This window comes from Tianweitania populi, from assembly GCF_014652875.1.
GTDB lineage: Bacteria > Pseudomonadota > Alphaproteobacteria > Rhizobiales > Rhizobiaceae > Tianweitania > Tianweitania populi.
Genome location: NZ_BMZQ01000002.1, coordinates 356,941 through 372,205, shown reverse-complemented (window position 1 = coordinate 372,205; position 15,265 = coordinate 356,941). Strand labels below are relative to the sequence as shown.

Sequence of the window (15,265 nt, the reverse complement as noted above, 5' to 3'; positions counted from 1 at the left end):
AAGGGCTTAGATACCCGTTCACCGAAGCCGGTGCGGCAGTATCATCCTCATGGCTCGGGTTTAAGGCCCCCGCCCGTCCCTCTCGCTGACTGGACATTACCGAGTCCGGAGCCGCTGAGACAAGCGGTAGACAGGGACAAATTTAAACAAATCTTAATGCTCAAGGCCGTTTTGGGCCCGCTTTGTGGCGCGTTAATCCTCTAAGTTCTTTGGATTCAATCCCTTTTCGGAAACGCTTGTTTTCAGTGCTTCCGAAACAAATTTTTTCAAAGAATCTTCTTGACTCTGGCAGGGCTAGGAAGACTTGCCGCCCTTGTGGGCAGCTTGTGGATAAACATCTACAAGCCACTGATTAAGCAAAGGAAAACGGCGAGGCGTCGTTGCTCCCCAAGCCATGCATTCTTGAATCTCAAGAGCTTAGCCGAGGCTTGTTTCACCAACAGCTCATCTAGAAGCAAATTTGGCCCTTGATGGAGATCAAAGGCACAAAAAAGCCCGGCGCGAAGGCCGGGCTTTTCGAACACAAGTATTAAGCCGGATCAGGCCGCCAGCGTTATCAGGCAGACAGCGTCTTCAGACGGGAAGCCAGACGCGAGACCTTGCGAGCAGCGGTGTTGCGATGAACGACGCCCTTCGAGGCAGCGCGCATCAGTTCCGGCTCGGCAGCCTTGAATGCAACTGCGGCCGCATCCTTGTCGCCGGCCAGCAGCGCTTCCTCGACCTTGCGGACGAAAGTGCGCACGCGCGAACGGCGGTTCTTGTTGGTTGCAGTACGGCGGGCGATCTTGCGCGCCGCCTTCTTGGCCGAAGCTGTATTGGCCATGTCGCCTCTCTATTGTTTCAACGGGTCCTGCCGGCCGGCAGGCCGTACAAAATAGCAATGCGGCAGCCGAAGGCCACCACAGGTTGGGCGGCTTATAAGCGCCACGATGCGCAACGTCAATGCTTTTCCGGACTCTCCAGGATGGCACTACGCTTAAACCGGTGGCTCAACGGTTCTTGAAGGTCGGCTTGCGCTTCTCGGCAAAGGCCGACATGCCTTCCTTCTGGTCTTCCAGCGCAAACATGGAATGGAACACCCGCCGCTCGAAGCGCAGGCCTTCCTGAAGCGTGAGCTCATAGGAGCGATTGACGGCCTCCTTGTTCATCATCACGGCCGGAAGCGAGAAGTCGGCAATCTTCGTGGCGGCCTTCAAGGCTTCCTCGATCAACTCGCCAGCGGGCACAACGCGTGACACGAGACCGCTACGCTCGGCTTCTGCGGCATCCATCATGCGTCCGGTGAGGCACATGTCCATGGCCTTCGACTTTCCGACAAAGCGGGTGAGACGCTGCGAGCCTCCCATGCCAGGCATTACGCCGAGCGTGATTTCCGGCTGGCCGAACTTGGCGGTTTCGGCCGCGATGATGAAATCACAGGCCATAGCGAGCTCGCAGCCGCCGCCTAGCGCATAGCCGGCGACAGCCGCGATAATCGGCTTGCGGACGCGCTGCATCGCATCCCATTCGGCAAAGAAGTCGTCGAGATAGTTGTCGACATAGGAGCGGCTTTGCATTTCCTTGATGTCGGCGCCGGCCGCAAAGGCCTTTTCCGATCCGGTGATGACGATGCAGCCGATCGCTGGATCGGCGTCATACAATTTTAGCGCCTCCAGCACGTCGCGCGTCAGGCCGGAATTGATGGCGTTGAGTGCGGTGGGGCGGTTCAGCGTGATGAGCCCGACCTTGCCGCGTGTTTCCGCCAGGATCGTTTCATAGGCCATGCGTTCCTCCTATTCGTTTGCCCGATATCGCCTCACCCATATCAGCGCTGGCAGCGCGGGCAATAGAAAGTGGAGCGGCCGGCTTGCGTGATGCGCTGCACAGCGCCTGTGCAGGAGATCCGCGGGCAGGGCGACCCCTCGCGATCGTAAACGGAGAAGGTGTGCTGGAAATAGCCCAGCGAGCCATCGGCCTGCCGATGATCGCGCAAGGTGGAGCCGCCCGCTGCCACCGCATCGGCAATCACGGTGCGGATCGCTTCGGCGAGGCGACGGGTGCGCACGGTTTCCTTGCCGGGCTTGCCGGCGATCGTGCCGGCGAGACGCTTCGGTGAAATGGCGGCGCGCCACAGCGCCTCGCAGACATAGATATTACCCAAGCCGGCGATCAGATGCTGGTCGAGCAGCGCGGATTTCAGCGGCGTCTTCTTGTCCCTGAGCATGTCCGACAAAAGCACGCCGTCCAGCGCATTGCCGGTGGGTTCGACACCAAGACCGTTGAGCATCGGATGCTCGTGCAGTGTGCCAGCATCCGCAAGCAGCATGAAACCGAAGCGGCGCGGGTCGTTATAGATCACGCGCGCGCGGCCCTCGGGGCGTTGGAGGTGAAACACGACATGATCGTGCTTTTCATCCTTGGAGCGGGCGTAATGGAAACTGCCGGGCGCTACCGGGTCCGCATCCGCATCACTTTCCTGCTCGATACGGAACGAGCCGGACATGCCGAGATGGGCGATCACCACGGTTCCGTCGTCGAGATGGATCAGCAGATATTTTGCCCGCCGCGCCAGAGCATCGATCGTGCAACCTTGAAGGCGGGCGGCGAAATCCAGCGGCAGCGGAAAACGCAGGTCGGGGCGGCGAAGTTCTACCTGCTCGATGCGCGCGCCTTCCATCACCGGCTGCAATCCGCGCCGGACGGTTTCGACTTCTGGCAGTTCAGGCATGCGCTGCGATCTGCTGGAGGAAGGAGGTGCCGGCAGGACCGGGCGTAAGGCCGAGATGCTCCGCAACTGTTTCGCCGATATCGGCATAGGTCGGGCGAACGCCGACGGACCCCGGCTTGAAATCTGGTCCGATACCGAGGATCGGCACGCGCTCGCGCGTATGATCCGTGCCGCGATAGGTGGGGTCGCAGCCGTGATCGGCGGTGAGGATCAGCATGTCGCCGGGGCGCAGCCTGTCCAAGGCTTCGGGCAAGCGGGCATCAAAGGCTTCGAGCGCGGCCGCATAGCCCGGCACGTCGCGGCGATGGCCGAAATTGGTGTCGAAGTCGACGAAGTTCGCGAAAACGAGATCACCGTCCTCGGCATCATCCATCGCGCCCAGTGCCTTGTCGAACATGGCCATATTGCCCGCGCCCTTGCGGGTTTCCGACACGCCGCGATGGGCAAAGATATCGCCGATCTTGCCGATGCCGATCACGCGGCTGCCGCGCTCCGTCAGGCGATCGAGCAGGGTTGCCTGGGGCGGCGGCGTTGCAAAATCGCGGCGATTGGGAGTACGTACGAAGGTGTCTACCGTTTCACCGACGAAGGGTCGGGCAATGACGCGGCCGATGTTCAGCGGATCTACCAGGCGCCGCACGATGGCGCACAGCTTGTAGAGCCGGTCGAGGCCGAAATGCTCTTCATGAGCGGCGATTTGCAGCACGGAATCGACTGAAGTGTAGAGGATCGGCTTGCCCGTTCGCACATGCTCCTCGCCGAAACGATCGATCACGCCGGTGCCATCAGCATGACAGTTGCCGAGAATGCCGGGCAGATTCGCTTCCGCAATGATCGCTTCGGTCAGTGCGGGTGGGAAGCTCGGCACCGTAGCGGGAAAATAGCCCCAGTCGAAAGCCACGGGAAAGGATGCGATTTCCCAATGACCGGAGGGCGTGTCCTTGCCGCTCGATGTTTCGGTGGCAGCACCGAAGAAGCCGAGGGTGTCGGCGGGCGGCAGAGGGGTGTTGTGGGACAGGGCGGAGGCATGGGCGAGGCCAAGCGCATCCAGGTTGGGCAAAAGAAGCGGGCCGTTGCGCAGGCCGGCCTGATCGCCATGGCCAGCCACGCAGGCCTCGCGAATATGGCCATAGGTATCCGCGCCCTCATCGCGATAACGTGCCGCATCCGGCGCGCAGCCGATGCCGAAGGAATCCAGAACGAAGAGAAACGCGCGCGCCATGAAGCCGACCTTGATTGGCAACACAGATAGGTCAGTTCGCGGCTGGGCTCAAATGGTTGTGCGCAACGAGGTTCAGCAACCGGTGCAGGGGATGGTCGTGCTGCGGCGGGGGCGCATGAAATAAGTTTCGCCCATGGAGATGCCGTCGAAGGCGGCGCCAATGCCTAGCGCATTGCCTTTGGCCGCATTCAACAAGACAGGCTCATAGTTTAACGCTGCATCCACTCGGATCACAAAAGTGCCCTCGATGAGCAGAAAGTCAGGAACATCGACTTCTTTGGCCGTTGTGGCCGCGAAGGTGTTGCCAGCCATTCTTCGCGACCATGAGACCTTGCCAGCCAGTGCCCTCGACCTTGTATCCCTTTCCACGTTGATGGCCGTGACGGTGATAACTGGCTTTGTTCGGTTATACGGCTGAAGGAGCGAGTCGCCGATCTGCAGGATGCCGTCGAGTTCGCTGCTCGTAACCTCAGCCTGCTGCGTAACCAGATCGCCGACGAGCGTGCCTGCGCGACCTAGCTTCTTGTTGGTCTCAATAGCCTGCGAGATTTCCATGGTCATGAGATACATGCAAAGAAGGATCGGAACGACGAAGGCAAATTCGATGGCTGCGGCACCACGCTGATCGCGGATGAAGGTGATTACGTGCGCGTTCAGGTTCCAGACAGCGGTAAGCATCTTGCGCACGTCAATCATCGAACGGTTCGTTCTGCCAGGTGGCCGTCGCAAAGTGCAGCGTCTTGTTGCCTCTCAGGTTCGACATCGAACTACGCATGATGTCAGTGATGACCGGCCAACGATAGAAGGTCCTCAGCATGTTCTTGGTGCCGGACTTGCCGACCTCCACCTTGAAGCCGCTCGTGTCGATGTCGCCATTCGCACCGATCTTCACCCGGAGCTTCGCGGCTTCCGCAAAGGTCGTGAAGGTGCGCAGATCCACAGAGAGATTGGCGCTGCAATTGCCCGGCACGAGGATGTTGATGCGGTCGCAGATATCGTTCTTCAGTTCAGTCTCGGTGAGACTCTTGATCTGGCCGGTCCGCAGCTTGCGGGCGATATCGTCCGTCGCGTTTGTTAGAACCTGCTGGCCGGCAAAGGACAGGCAGCTTTCGAGAATGGCGAAGACGAGGAGCGAAAAGGGCAGCGCGAGTGCCACGAATTCGATCGCTGTGCTGCCGCGCTGATCTCGCAGGAAGCGGCTGGCAAGACTAGGAACTGCAATGGACTGGATTCGATGACGCAAGAACATGGCCGCTCTGGTTTAAGCTTCTTCGCCGCTGCAAGACCTTGCATCGCCAGAGCAACTTAAACGAACCCGATTGCTGTCTCGTTTTGGAAACCCGGAGAAACGTGCGGATTGTCTTTACCGAGCGCTAAGACAATGATCCAAAGGCGTGCTTACTGGCCGTTCAACGCCTTTTCGGACTGCTGCTCGGCTTCGTTTCGGTAGGCGCCTTCGCAATAAGGCGTGCAGGACAGGGTCTGCATTTGAGAGCGGCGGTAGACGCGAACCGAGCCGCTGTCTTGCCGTGACACCGTAACCTGCTGATCGACGATCGCCTGGCCTTCCTTGTCGAGCACGACGACGTTGGTCGAGCCGAAGCCCTTTCCGGTCAGCACGATCGTCGTGTCGTTTTGAACGGCTGCATCGACGATGGCTTCGTTGCCGATCACGATCGTGTCGATCGGGCGCGCGACCTTGACGATCTTGGCCTGGTTCATCACCACCTGGAGGCCGGTATCGGCGCGCGCTGCAGCCGAGAAGCCGAGACAGATCATAGCCGCCAAAAGCAGGGAGGTAATGGGGCGGCGTGTTGAAGACACTGACATGGGCATTTTCCGCGCGGAGGTGCACGAAGAATGAAGGAGAAGGGTGAACGCGCGGTTAAACTACGCCTGTGCTAGTACAGACCTCCGAACAGACGCTGTTCTGTTTTTAAGTAGTACCACAATTGTTTGTTAAGCGCGTCGCTTAAGCCCATCGCAACAGGTCTCCGCTAGGTTCAGGGCAATCGATCGACACGGCAGAACGTCGACGAGATGCTGTAACCACGTTGAGTAGGAGCTCAAACAATGTCGAAGATTTTCGCTCGTTTCGCCAAGGATGAATCCGGCGCAACCGCTATTGAGTACGGCCTGATTGCTGCGCTGATCGCGCTGGCAATCGTTGCTGGTGCGACCACGCTGGGCGGTAGCCTCAGCAACCAGTTCAACTATGTTTCTGGTAAGCTAAACGCTACTCAAACTGGCACTACCCCTCCAGCTACCGGTAACGGCGGCTGAGATCTCGGTAGTAAGTAGAGAGCCGCCGTCTTTTCGGCGGCTCTCGCTCTTAGAGTGTACTCCAACATTTATCTTGGGTAATTAGCAGATGCGCGAAGCTGCAATGCTCACGATATTTCCGTCCTTAATGCTCATAGCGGCTGTTTCAGACATACTGACTATGAGGATCAGAAATCGCGTATCAGTCGTGCTTGTGTTGGCGTTTGCTCTGCTTGCACCATTTACGGACATGATTTGGAAGGATTATTGCTGGCACTTAGGGAGCGCTGGGTGTGTGCTGATAGCGTGTTTTGGTCTTTTTGCGCTTGGCGCGATGGGCGGCGGCGATGCGAAGATGTTGGCCGCAACGGCTTGTTGGATGGGCCCTGGCGTTGCGCTCGCGCAGTACCTGGTTTGGAGCGCTTTCCTAGGCGGCCTTCTGACTTTAGCTCTTCTAGCTCTCCGCTATTCCCCTCTTGCCTCGGCCGCCAGCAACACACGGCTTCTTCGCCACGTGGCAGATCGTAAAGCAGGCATTCCGTATGGTATCGCCTTAGGCGCGGCTGGTCTCATGGCCTTCCCGTCCAGCCCACTCGGCGCTTGGGCTCTAGCGCAAATGTAATCTCCTGATCGTTAAGATCTTCGTTAAGATTGCATTCATCACCCTTCTAAGTGGCTTGTTAACCGTAATTTGACCTTTGCTCTGCAGGGTTCTGATCAACGCAGCGCTTGCGTTGGATCTGGGATCAGGCAGGATGAACGCTTCACGTGTCATTATTCTCGGCGTCGCAGTCGTGGCAGCGATTGCTGCCGGCTGGATTGCCAAGAACATGGCTTCCGCACCGCCGGAACTGATCGCAGTTCAGCAGCCTGACCAGACGCCAGCGCTTGCTGTCGAGGACGTGCTTGTTCTCAGTGAAAACGTGCCGATGGGGTCGCACATCGAAGGCCAACTTCGCTGGCAGGCATGGCCGAAAGATGCGGTCTCTGAAGGCTTCATCACCCGCACTGCCGAACCCGAAGCGCTGGATACCCTGAAGGGCTCGATCGCGCGGGCCGAGATTTATGCCGGTGAGCCGCTGCGGCGCTCCAAGCTGATCGGGCAGGGGCAAAGCTTCATGTCTTCGATCCTGCCGACCGGCAAACGGGCGGTTGCCACGCAGATCGCGGCCGATACTTCGGCTGGCGGCTTCATTCTTCCCAACGATTCCGTCGATGTCATTATGACGCGCCGCGCTTCAACCGAGGGTGCGGGCGGCGAGGGTTTCACAACGGAAACCATCCTGCAGAACATTCGCGTTCTGGCGATCGATCAGGCGATCCAGGAAGACGAGGACGGCAAGCGGGTAAAGGTCGGCCAGACGGCCACGCTGGAACTGACCCCACAGCAGGCGGAAATCATCACGGTTGCGCAGCAGATGGCCGAGCGTCTCACCTTGGCGTTACGGCCGATTACGGAGTCGCAGGAAAAGAACCTTGCCGAAGCTGACTACCTTGTGAATGGAAGCGGCAAGCGCGGTACGGTCCGCCTGATCAAGTCGGGCGAAATCTCCGAACAAGGAGCCCGTCAATGATCGCTGCTCGCACGATGTTTTGGCTAAGTAAGATGGGCCGGAAGACAGCCGCGGTTCTGGCTACGCTGATGATGGTCTTGCCGGGAAGCCCGGGTGTCACCGTCGCTCATGCGGGCGGCGAAGTCGGCAGCAGTTACAGCCGCGGTCAGGTGATCAAGCTCGGCTTGAACAAGTCCTTTGTGCTGGAGCTCGGCTCCGATGCCTATGACATTCTCGTTGCCAATCCGGCCGTGGCCGATGCGGTAACGCGCACGGCGCGGCGCATTTACCTGTTTGGCAAGAGCATCGGCCAGACCAACATCATCGTGTTCGGTTCCAATGGCGAGCAGATCGGCAATTACGAGATTGCCGTCGAGCGCGACGTTGCTGGGCTTGAAGGATACCTGCAGCGCTTCATTCCTGGTTCCGATATCAGCGTTGAACTTTTGAACGACAACGTCGTGCTGACCGGCACGGTGAACACCCCGCTGGATGCATCGCGTGCAGCACAGCTGGCGGGGGTCTTTGTCAGCGGTGGTGAGGCCACGACCGGTCAGTTTTCGCAAACGGCGTCTGGCGGAGATGCATCGGCCGGTGTGTCGATCAACAATCCCGATAGTTCGCGGCGCGGCAGCAAGATCATCAATCTGATCAAGATCGTCGGCGAAGATCAGGTTACGCTAAAGGTGACGGTGGCGGAAGTTAATCGCAACGTCATGAAGCAGCTTGGCGTGAACATCATCGGCCAGATGGACGGTGTTCAGTTCAACACGCTCAACGCGCTTGGTCAGACGGCTGTCGGCGTAGGAAGCAATTTTCCCGATGGAGGAACCGGCCTTGGTTTGGGGTCGGCTCTGCAAAGCACTCTGACGGCCATGGAGCAGACCGGTGCCATGAAGACGCTGGCTGAACCAACTTTGACCGCAATCTCTGGCGAACAGGCGACATTTCGCGTCGGCGGCGAATTCAACGTTGTTGCGAATGTGACGAATGAGAACGGCGTCACAGTCCGCTCAATTGAGAGGATTGATTACGGTATCGGTCTTGAGTTTCTTCCGACAGTGCTATCACCCGGCCGGATTAGCCTAAAGGTCCGCACCACGGTTTCCGAGCCGACAAACCAGAACGTCGAGCAGGTGCAAGGTGAAAACATCCTGTCGCTTCGCAAGCGCCTAGCCGACACGACCATCGAGTTGCCTTCCGGAGGCTCGATGATGATCGCAGGGTTGGTGCAGGACGAGATGCGTCAGACCGTCAACGCGACCCCGGGTCTGTCGAAAGTGCCGGTGCTTGGCGCCCTGTTCCGCAGCCGCGAATTTACCCGCAACGAAACCGAGCTCGTCATCATCGTCACGCCCTATCTTGCCCGTCCTGTTGCCCGCAACGAACTGGCCAAGCCGGATGACAACTTCAATCCTGCAAGCGATGGCGCCGGCTTTTTCCTGGGCAAGGTCAATCGCGTTTACGGAACGATGAAGACCAACCTTCCTGATGGACGCTACCACGGCGTCGTCGGCTACATCTACAAGTGAGCAAGGGTCGCGCCGCCATGGCACTCCAGGCAATCAGCTTCGCGTCAAAGGTGCCGGGTCGGATGGCTGCGGCGTCGGCACTTCTTGCGGTGGCGCTGCTTTCGGGCTGCTCGACCTCGGGTCGGGACTCGGTCACCGTCGGCGCTATCCCCGACGATTATCGCACCAATCACCCGATCATCGTGGGCGAGAAGGAGCGCAAGATCGATTTGCCGGTGGGCATGGCCGATCGTCGCATGACCGCAATGCAGCGGGCCGCCCTCGAAGGCTTTCTCGCGCAATACGATACGGACGCGCAGCCGACCGTGACCATCGTCGTGCCGAGCGGCTCCGCAAACGAAATTGCCGCGTCGAATGTGGCGCATGACATGTTTGCGGTTCTGCGCCGCAATGGTGTGCCGGCGCATCGGATCGCAACGGCCGCTTACCTGGCGGGAGCTAAGGAAACCAACGCGCCGATCCGCGTTTCGTATAATGCCATGCAGGCCTATACGCAGCCATGTGGACGCTGGCCAAAGGATATCGGCGACACCACAGACAACAAGCATTACGCCAATTTCGGCTGCTCTTATCAGAACAATCTGGCGGCACAGATCGCCAATCCAGCCGACCTGCTCGGTCCGCGCCGCTCGAGCGAGATTGACGCCGAGAACCGCGGCGTTGCGATCGGCAACTACAAGCGGAAGGAAACTACCTTCTCGCCAACCATCGACTACGACCAGAACTGACGGGCGGAACCGGCATCGATGACCAATCTCGCCTACGAAACGGACCTGCCCGAAAGCGATCATGATGCAGCGGCCTTGCGGGCGCTGCGGCCGATCCCGCGCATCTCGATCCAGGCGTTCTGCGAAACAGAAGGTGTTGCGGGACCAATCACGCGCGCGTCGGAAGACCGACGCATGGCGAAGGCGCATCTCAAGGTTCACATGGGCGGCATCGCCACCGCGCTCGACCTCTATCATACCGCGCCCACGCCCAACCTGATCATCCTGGAATCGCGGCAGGAGCCGCGCGAGCTGATCGCCTCCTTGCGGCAACTGGCGGATGTCTGCGATCCCAGCACGAAGGTCGTGGTTGTCGGGCATTACAACGATGTCTGGCTGTATCGCGAACTGATCCGCTCCGGCATTTCGGAATATGTCGTCGCGCCGATCTCGATGGCCGACATGCTGGCTGTCATTTCCGGCATTTTCGTTGACCCGGGAGCCGCACCGCTTGGCCGCTCGATCGCCTTTATCGGCGCCAAGGGCGGGGTGGGTTCGTCCACCATGGCGCATAATCTGGGCTGGGCGATTTCGACGCTGTTTGCGTCCGAAACCGTGGTTGCCGACATGGATCTGGCCTTCGGCACGGCCAATATCGATTTCGACCAGGACCCGGCGCAAGGGATTGCCGAGGCCGTGTTTGCGCCTGAGCGGATCGACGAGGTTTATCTCGACCGCCTGCTGGCGCAATGCGCCGACAAGCTGTCGCTGCTCGCCGCACCCTCGACGCTGGAGCGGACCTATGATTTCGAGCCGGATGCGTTTCAGCAGATCATCGACACCGCACAGCGCAGTGCGCCGATGCTGGTGCTCGATCTGCCCCATACCTGGAACGGCTGGACCAAGACCACGCTGATGCAGGCCGATGAGGTGGTGATCACGGCGTCGCCGGAACTCGCCAATCTCCGCAACACCAAGAACCTCGTCGATACGCTTCGTACCTTGCGACCCAACGATGCCGCGCCGAAGCTGATCCTCAACCAGGCCGGCATGCCGAAGCGGCCGGAAATCTCGCCGAGCGACTTCGCCGAGCCGCTCGATCTCACGCCTTTGGCCGTCATCCCGTTTGATCCGCAATTCTTCGGAACGGCGTCCAACAACGGCCGGATGCTGGGCGAAATGGATGCCAAGCACGCCACAGTGCAGATCCTTAACGATATTGCCCACATTCTGACGGGCCGTAGCGAGATCAGGCCACGCAAGCGCGCGGGCCTGGCTGATCTTCTCGGAAGGTTGAAGAGCGCGAAAAGGTAGCGCCAGGCGTAGTAGGGCGTGGAGTGAGAGCCGATGTTCGGTAGACGAGGCAATGATGGTGGCGTCCGGGAACTCCCGGATTTTCGCCCGCCTGCAACGGCACAGCAGCCGTCGCGCGCGCCCTTGCCGCCTCGCGAAGCCGCTCCCAGCACGCAAGCGCCGGCTCCCGCCATGTCGTCCCCGCCGAAGCGGGTGGCGAGTGTGCCGGCATCCACACCCGAAGCGCCGCGTCGGCCGGATCGTCCGCGCAGCGAAAGCTATTACGACACCAAGAGCCAGGTCTTTTCCGCGCTGATCGATACGATCGACCTGTCGCAGCTCGCCAAGCTCGATCCGGAAACCGCGCGCGAAGAAATCCGCGACATCGTCAACGACATCATCGGCATCAAGAATTTCGCGATGTCGATTGCCGAGCAGGAAGAGCTGCTCGAAGATATCTGCAACGACGTGCTGGGTTACGGCCCGCTCGAGCCGCTGCTGGCGCGCGACGACATCGCCGACATCATGGTCAACGGCTCGCGGCAGGTTTTCATCGAAGTGAACGGCAAGGTCGAGCAGACCGGCATTCGCTTCCGCGATAACCAGCAGCTCTTGAATATCTGCCAGCGCATCGTGTCGCAGGTCGGCCGCCGCGTCGATGAAAGCTCGCCGATCTGCGATGCGCGCCTGCCGGATGGGTCGCGCGTTAACGTGATCGCGCCGCCGCTGGCGATCGATGGTGCGGCGCTCACCATCCGAAAATTCAAGAAGGACAAGCTGACGCTCGACCAGCTGGTGAAATTCGGCGCGATCTCGCCGGAAGGGGCGGAGGTCCTGAAGATCATCGGCCGGGTGCGCTGCAATGTCGTGATTTCCGGCGGTACGGGTTCGGGCAAGACGACGCTGCTCAACTGCCTGACCAACTATATCGACCGCGACGAGCGCGTCATCACCTGCGAAGATTCCGCCGAATTGCAGCTGCAGCAGCCGCATGTGGTGCGGCTGGAAACGCGGCCGCCGAACCTCGAAGGCGAGGGCGAGGTGACGATGCGCGACCTCGTAAAAAACTGTCTGCGTATGCGCCCCGAACGCATCATCGTCGGCGAGGTGCGCGGACCGGAAGTGTTCGACCTGCTGCAGGCCATGAACACCGGCCATGATGGCTCGATGGGCACGATCCACTCCAACAGCCCCCGCGAATGCTTAAACCGCGTGGAATCCATGATCGCCATGGGCGGCTTCTCGCTGCCGCAAAAGACCGTGCGCGAGATCGTGGTGGGCTCGGTGGACATCATCATCCAGGCCGCGCGCCTGCGCGACGGCTCGCGCCGCATCACGCACATCACGGAAGTGGTCGGCATGGAAGGCGATGTCGTGATCACGCAGGACCTCGTACTCTACAATATCAAGGGCGAGGACCAGAATGGCCGGCTGATCGGCGAGCATGTGTCGACCGGCATCGGCCGCCCCGCTTTCTGGGACCGCGCCCGCTATTATGGCGAGGAAGCGCGGCTGGCCGCGGCTCTCGAAGCCATGGAGAAGCGGGCCGCATGATCCCTGGCGGAGCAAGCAGATGAGCACATCGATCCTGCTGCTGGTGCTCTTGGCTGGCGTCAGCGCCGGTCTTCTTGCCTACGTCTTCCTGTTCGACCGCATTGCCGCCGAAAAGAAGGCCGGCCGCCGCTTGGAAACGGTCAAGGCTGCCGAAACCTCGCGCGCGAACGTCAAGGCCACGCGCGACCGCGCTGCGGAAATCGCCAAACGCCGCAAGTCGGTGCAGGACTCGCTGAAGGATCTCGAGGAAAAGCAGAAAATCCGCGACGCCAGCACAAGGAAGCCGCCGCTGAAGATCCAGATCCGCCAGGCCGGCATGACCGTGGCGATGGATCGCTTTTATCTGTATTCCGTGCTGACGGGCTTCGCGCTGACCTTCGTCGCCTTCATCCTGGGCATGCCGGTCTATCTTCTGCCGGGTGTTCTGGTAGCCGGTGCGATCGGCCTGCCGCGCTGGTTCGTGTCCTTCAAGCGCAAGCGGCGCGTGAAGGCTTTCCTTGCCGAATTCCCGAATGCGCTGGACGTGATCGTGCGCGCGGTGAAATCCGGCCTGCCGCTGAATGACGGCATCCGGCTGATCGCGCATGAAAGCCGCGAGCCGGTGAAGACCGAGTTCCGTCGCATCGTGGAAGCGCAGCAGCTTGGCCTATCCGTGCCGGAAGCGGCCATGCGCATGGGCGAAACCATGCCCTGCCCGGAAGCGAACTTCTTCGGCATCGTGATCCAGATCCAGAGCCAGGCTGGCGGCAATCTGTCGGAAGCGCTCGGCAATCTTTCGCGCGTGCTGCGCGACCGCAAGCGCATGAAGGACAAGGTCAACGCGCTTTCGATGGAAGCCAAGGCCTCGGCTGCCATTATTGGCGCGCTGCCCTTCATCGTGGCGATCCTCGTTTACCTGTCGAGCCCGGCCTACATCATGCCGCTTTTCACCACGAGCACGGGCAACCTGATCCTGGTCGTGTCCGGCATCTGGATGTCGATCGGCCTCTTCGTGATGCGCAGCATGATCAATTTCGAGGTCTGATCCGGCGATGATGGATGCGATCTATTCCGTGGTGGAAGATCCGGCCGTCGCCATGGCCGTGCTGGTTTCGCTGGCGGTTTTCGCCACGATCTACACGGTGCTGCCGGCCTTCAGCGGCGGGTCATCGCTGAAGGTGCGGATGAAGACGGTGGCTCTGGAGCGTGACGAGTTGCGCGCCAAGCAGCGTGCGCGCCTGGCCGCCGAAGCCGACCGTCGCCGCAAGGGCGGTGGCTTGCGTGAGGAACAGTCGGTCGGAATGCGCGCGGTGGTGGACCGGCTCGATCTGCGCCGTGCCCTGGCCGATGAAAGCACGGTTAATTCCCTGCGCGTTGCCGGTTTTCGCGGCCAGAACCCGCTGACGCGCTTCCTGTTCTTCCGCCTCGTGCTGCCCTTTGTAGGCTTGGCGCTGGTGTTGTTTTACCTGCTGGTGATGGGCGGGCTGGCGGAGAAGCCGTTTTTCATCAAGGCCTTCGTTTGCGTGCTGGGCGCTTATGCCGGCTTCTATCTGCCCGTGCTTTACGTCACGAACCGCGCTTCCAAGCGCAAGGCCTCGATCCAGGCGGCTTGGCCCGATGCGCTCGATTTGATGCTGATCTGCGTGGAATCCGGCATGTCGATCGAAGCCGCATTCCGCAAGGTGGCGGAAGAAATCGGCGCGCAGTCGGTCGAGCTGGCGGAAGAGTTTATCCTCACCAATGCCGAGCTGTCCTTTCTGCAGGAACGCCGACAGGCCTATGAAAATCTCGGCGCACGCACCGGACTGGAAACCGTGAAAAGCGTGACGCAGGCGCTGATTCAGGCGGAGCGCTACGGCACGCCCGTGTCGTCGGCACTGCGCGTGCTGGCGCAGGAAAGCCGCGAGTTACGCATGAACGCGGCGGAAAAGAAGGCCGCGGCCCTGCCGCCGAAGCTGACCGTACCGATGATCTTGTTCTTCCTGCCGGTGCTGTTTGCCGTGATCCTGGGGCCGGCGGGTATTCAGGTGTCGGAACGGTTTGGATCGGGCGAGGCGGCGCGACCGGCGGAGTGAGGCAGGACGGCGGGCCGGCTTCAGCCCAACGACTTGCGCAGGATCTTCTCCATCGCCTTTCCTTTGGCGAGTTCGTCGATGAGTTTGTCCAGGTAGCGGATTTCGCGCATCGTCGGCTCTTCGATTTCCTCGACCCGGACGCCGCACACCATGCCCGTGATCAGCGACCGATCCGGGTTCATGCGCGGCGCACCGGCGAAGAAGGTCTCGAAGCTCGTCTTCCGCTCGAGCTCGTCACGCAAGGTCTGTCCGCTATGGCCGGTGAGCCAGCAGATGATTGAATCGACCTCCGCTTTCGTCCGGCCCTTCCGCTCGGCCTTGGCGACATAAAGGGGGTAAACGCTGGCGAAGCTCGTCGAATAGATCCGATGCCCGGTCATG

At 60.4% G+C, this 15,265-nt stretch carries 17 protein-coding genes; 9 read left to right on the top strand and 8 right to left on the bottom strand.

Annotated elements, in window-relative coordinates; translation table 11 throughout:
* Positions 1 to 556 precede the first annotated feature (556 nt).
* The 7 genes from rpsT to IE166_RS11085 form a co-directional block, all read right to left on the bottom strand.
* On the bottom strand, positions 557 to 823 hold the full coding sequence (rpsT, locus tag IE166_RS11115) for a 30S ribosomal protein S20 (protein ID WP_189503819.1): 267 nt from the start codon (positions 821 to 823) through the stop codon (positions 557 to 559).
* Between the two features lie 166 nt (positions 824 to 989).
* Positions 990 to 1,763: an enoyl-CoA hydratase gene (locus IE166_RS11110; RefSeq protein ID WP_189503817.1), complete on the bottom strand. Its 774-nt coding sequence runs from the start codon at positions 1,761 to 1,763 to the stop codon at positions 990 to 992.
* 41 nt (positions 1,764 to 1,804) lie between these two features.
* Positions 1,805 to 2,707, bottom strand: a complete 903-nt coding sequence (gene mutM / locus IE166_RS11105) for a bifunctional DNA-formamidopyrimidine glycosylase/DNA-(apurinic or apyrimidinic site) lyase (RefSeq protein ID WP_189503815.1) — start codon at positions 2,705 to 2,707, stop codon at positions 1,805 to 1,807.
* Positions 2,700 to 3,929, bottom strand: coding sequence for a phosphopentomutase (locus tag IE166_RS11100; protein ID WP_189505865.1), 1,230 nt, complete (start codon positions 3,927 to 3,929; stop codon positions 2,700 to 2,702). The genes mutM and IE166_RS11100 overlap by 8 nt, the downstream gene beginning before the upstream one ends.
* Before the next feature lie 72 nt (positions 3,930 to 4,001).
* Positions 4,002 to 4,625 (bottom strand): TadE/TadG family type IV pilus assembly protein, encoded by a 624-nt coding sequence (locus IE166_RS11095; protein WP_244641446.1) that lies wholly within the window; start codon positions 4,623 to 4,625, stop codon positions 4,002 to 4,004.
* On the bottom strand, positions 4,618 to 5,172 hold the full coding sequence (locus IE166_RS11090; RefSeq protein ID WP_244641445.1) for a TadE/TadG family type IV pilus assembly protein: 555 nt from the start codon (positions 5,170 to 5,172) through the stop codon (positions 4,618 to 4,620). The genes IE166_RS11095 and IE166_RS11090 overlap by 8 nt, the downstream gene beginning before the upstream one ends.
* 155 nt (positions 5,173 to 5,327) lie before the next feature.
* Positions 5,328 to 5,759: a pilus assembly protein N-terminal domain-containing protein gene (locus tag IE166_RS11085; RefSeq protein ID WP_189503812.1), complete on the bottom strand. Its 432-nt coding sequence runs from the start codon at positions 5,757 to 5,759 to the stop codon at positions 5,328 to 5,330.
* A gap of 243 nt (positions 5,760 to 6,002) precedes the next feature.
* Here IE166_RS11085 and IE166_RS11080 point away from each other — a divergent pair, with 243 nt between their 5' ends.
* From IE166_RS11080 to IE166_RS11040, 9 genes are all read left to right on the top strand, one after another.
* Positions 6,003 to 6,212, top strand: coding sequence for a Flp family type IVb pilin (locus IE166_RS11080; RefSeq protein ID WP_189503810.1), 210 nt, complete (start codon positions 6,003 to 6,005; stop codon positions 6,210 to 6,212).
* Positions 6,213 to 6,300: 88 nt separating this feature from the next.
* Positions 6,301 to 6,813 (top strand): A24 family peptidase, encoded by a 513-nt coding sequence (locus tag IE166_RS11075; protein WP_189503808.1) that lies wholly within the window; start codon positions 6,301 to 6,303, stop codon positions 6,811 to 6,813.
* Between the two features lie 133 nt (positions 6,814 to 6,946).
* The gene (gene cpaB, locus IE166_RS11070) at positions 6,947 to 7,765 is read left to right on the top strand and encodes a Flp pilus assembly protein CpaB (protein WP_189503806.1); all 819 of its coding nucleotides are present in this window, start codon (positions 6,947 to 6,949) and stop codon (positions 7,763 to 7,765) included.
* 32 nt (positions 7,766 to 7,797) lie between these two features.
* Positions 7,798 to 9,276, top strand: coding sequence for a type II and III secretion system protein family protein (locus tag IE166_RS11065; RefSeq protein WP_189503804.1), 1,479 nt, complete (start codon positions 7,798 to 7,800; stop codon positions 9,274 to 9,276).
* A gap of 17 nt (positions 9,277 to 9,293) precedes the next feature.
* On the top strand, positions 9,294 to 10,004 hold the full coding sequence (locus IE166_RS11060) for a CpaD family pilus assembly protein (protein WP_189503802.1): 711 nt from the start codon (positions 9,294 to 9,296) through the stop codon (positions 10,002 to 10,004).
* 18 nt (positions 10,005 to 10,022) lie between these two features.
* Positions 10,023 to 11,297: an AAA family ATPase gene (locus IE166_RS11055; protein ID WP_189503800.1), complete on the top strand. Its 1,275-nt coding sequence runs from the start codon at positions 10,023 to 10,025 to the stop codon at positions 11,295 to 11,297.
* Between the two features lie 33 nt (positions 11,298 to 11,330).
* On the top strand, positions 11,331 to 12,830 hold the full coding sequence (locus IE166_RS11050) for a CpaF family protein (RefSeq protein WP_189503798.1): 1,500 nt from the start codon (positions 11,331 to 11,333) through the stop codon (positions 12,828 to 12,830).
* A 19-nt stretch (positions 12,831 to 12,849) separates the two neighbouring features.
* Entirely contained in the window at positions 12,850 to 13,854 is a 1,005-nt protein-coding gene (locus tag IE166_RS11045) for a type II secretion system F family protein (RefSeq protein ID WP_189503796.1), read from the top strand.
* 7 nt (positions 13,855 to 13,861) lie between these two features.
* Entirely contained in the window at positions 13,862 to 14,884 is a 1,023-nt protein-coding gene (locus IE166_RS11040; protein WP_189503794.1) for a type II secretion system F family protein, read from the top strand.
* A 20-nt stretch (positions 14,885 to 14,904) separates the two neighbouring features.
* Here the strand turns inward: IE166_RS11040 and IE166_RS11035 are convergent, their stop codons facing one another.
* Entirely contained in the window at positions 14,905 to 15,264 is a 360-nt protein-coding gene (locus IE166_RS11035; protein WP_189503792.1) for a DUF2200 domain-containing protein, read from the bottom strand.
* Between the last annotated feature and the right edge of the window lies 1 nt (position 15,265).

Coding starts and splice junctions, on each gene's coding strand:
- IE166_RS11050 (WP_189503798.1), top strand. CDS start 11,331: ATGTTCGGTAGACGAGGCAATGATGGTGGCGTCCGGGAACTCCCGGAT.
- IE166_RS11045 (WP_189503796.1), top strand. CDS start 12,850: ATGAGCACATCGATCCTGCTGCTGGTGCTCTTGGCTGGCGTCAGCGCC.
- IE166_RS11060 (WP_189503802.1), top strand. CDS start 9,294: ATGGCACTCCAGGCAATCAGCTTCGCGTCAAAGGTGCCGGGTCGGATG.
- IE166_RS11075 (WP_189503808.1), top strand. CDS start 6,301: ATGCGCGAAGCTGCAATGCTCACGATATTTCCGTCCTTAATGCTCATA.
- IE166_RS11080 (WP_189503810.1), top strand. CDS start 6,003: ATGTCGAAGATTTTCGCTCGTTTCGCCAAGGATGAATCCGGCGCAACC.
- IE166_RS11110 (WP_189503817.1), bottom strand. CDS start 1,763: ATGGCCTATGAAACGATCCTGGCGGAAACACGCGGCAAGGTCGGGCTC.
- rpsT (WP_189503819.1), bottom strand. CDS start 823: ATGGCCAATACAGCTTCGGCCAAGAAGGCGGCGCGCAAGATCGCCCGC.
- cpaB (WP_189503806.1), top strand. CDS start 6,947: ATGAACGCTTCACGTGTCATTATTCTCGGCGTCGCAGTCGTGGCAGCG.
- IE166_RS11065 (WP_189503804.1), top strand. CDS start 7,798: ATGGGCCGGAAGACAGCCGCGGTTCTGGCTACGCTGATGATGGTCTTG.
- IE166_RS11055 (WP_189503800.1), top strand. CDS start 10,023: ATGACCAATCTCGCCTACGAAACGGACCTGCCCGAAAGCGATCATGAT.
- IE166_RS11095 (WP_244641446.1), bottom strand. CDS start 4,625: ATGATTGACGTGCGCAAGATGCTTACCGCTGTCTGGAACCTGAACGCG.
- IE166_RS11040 (WP_189503794.1), top strand. CDS start 13,862: ATGATGGATGCGATCTATTCCGTGGTGGAAGATCCGGCCGTCGCCATG.
- mutM (WP_189503815.1), bottom strand. CDS start 2,707: ATGCCTGAACTGCCAGAAGTCGAAACCGTCCGGCGCGGATTGCAGCCG.
- IE166_RS11085 (WP_189503812.1), bottom strand. CDS start 5,759: ATGTCAGTGTCTTCAACACGCCGCCCCATTACCTCCCTGCTTTTGGCG.
- IE166_RS11100 (WP_189505865.1), bottom strand. CDS start 3,929: ATGGCGCGCGCGTTTCTCTTCGTTCTGGATTCCTTCGGCATCGGCTGC.
- IE166_RS11035 (WP_189503792.1), bottom strand. CDS start 15,264: ATGACCGGGCATCGGATCTATTCGACGAGCTTCGCCAGCGTTTACCCC.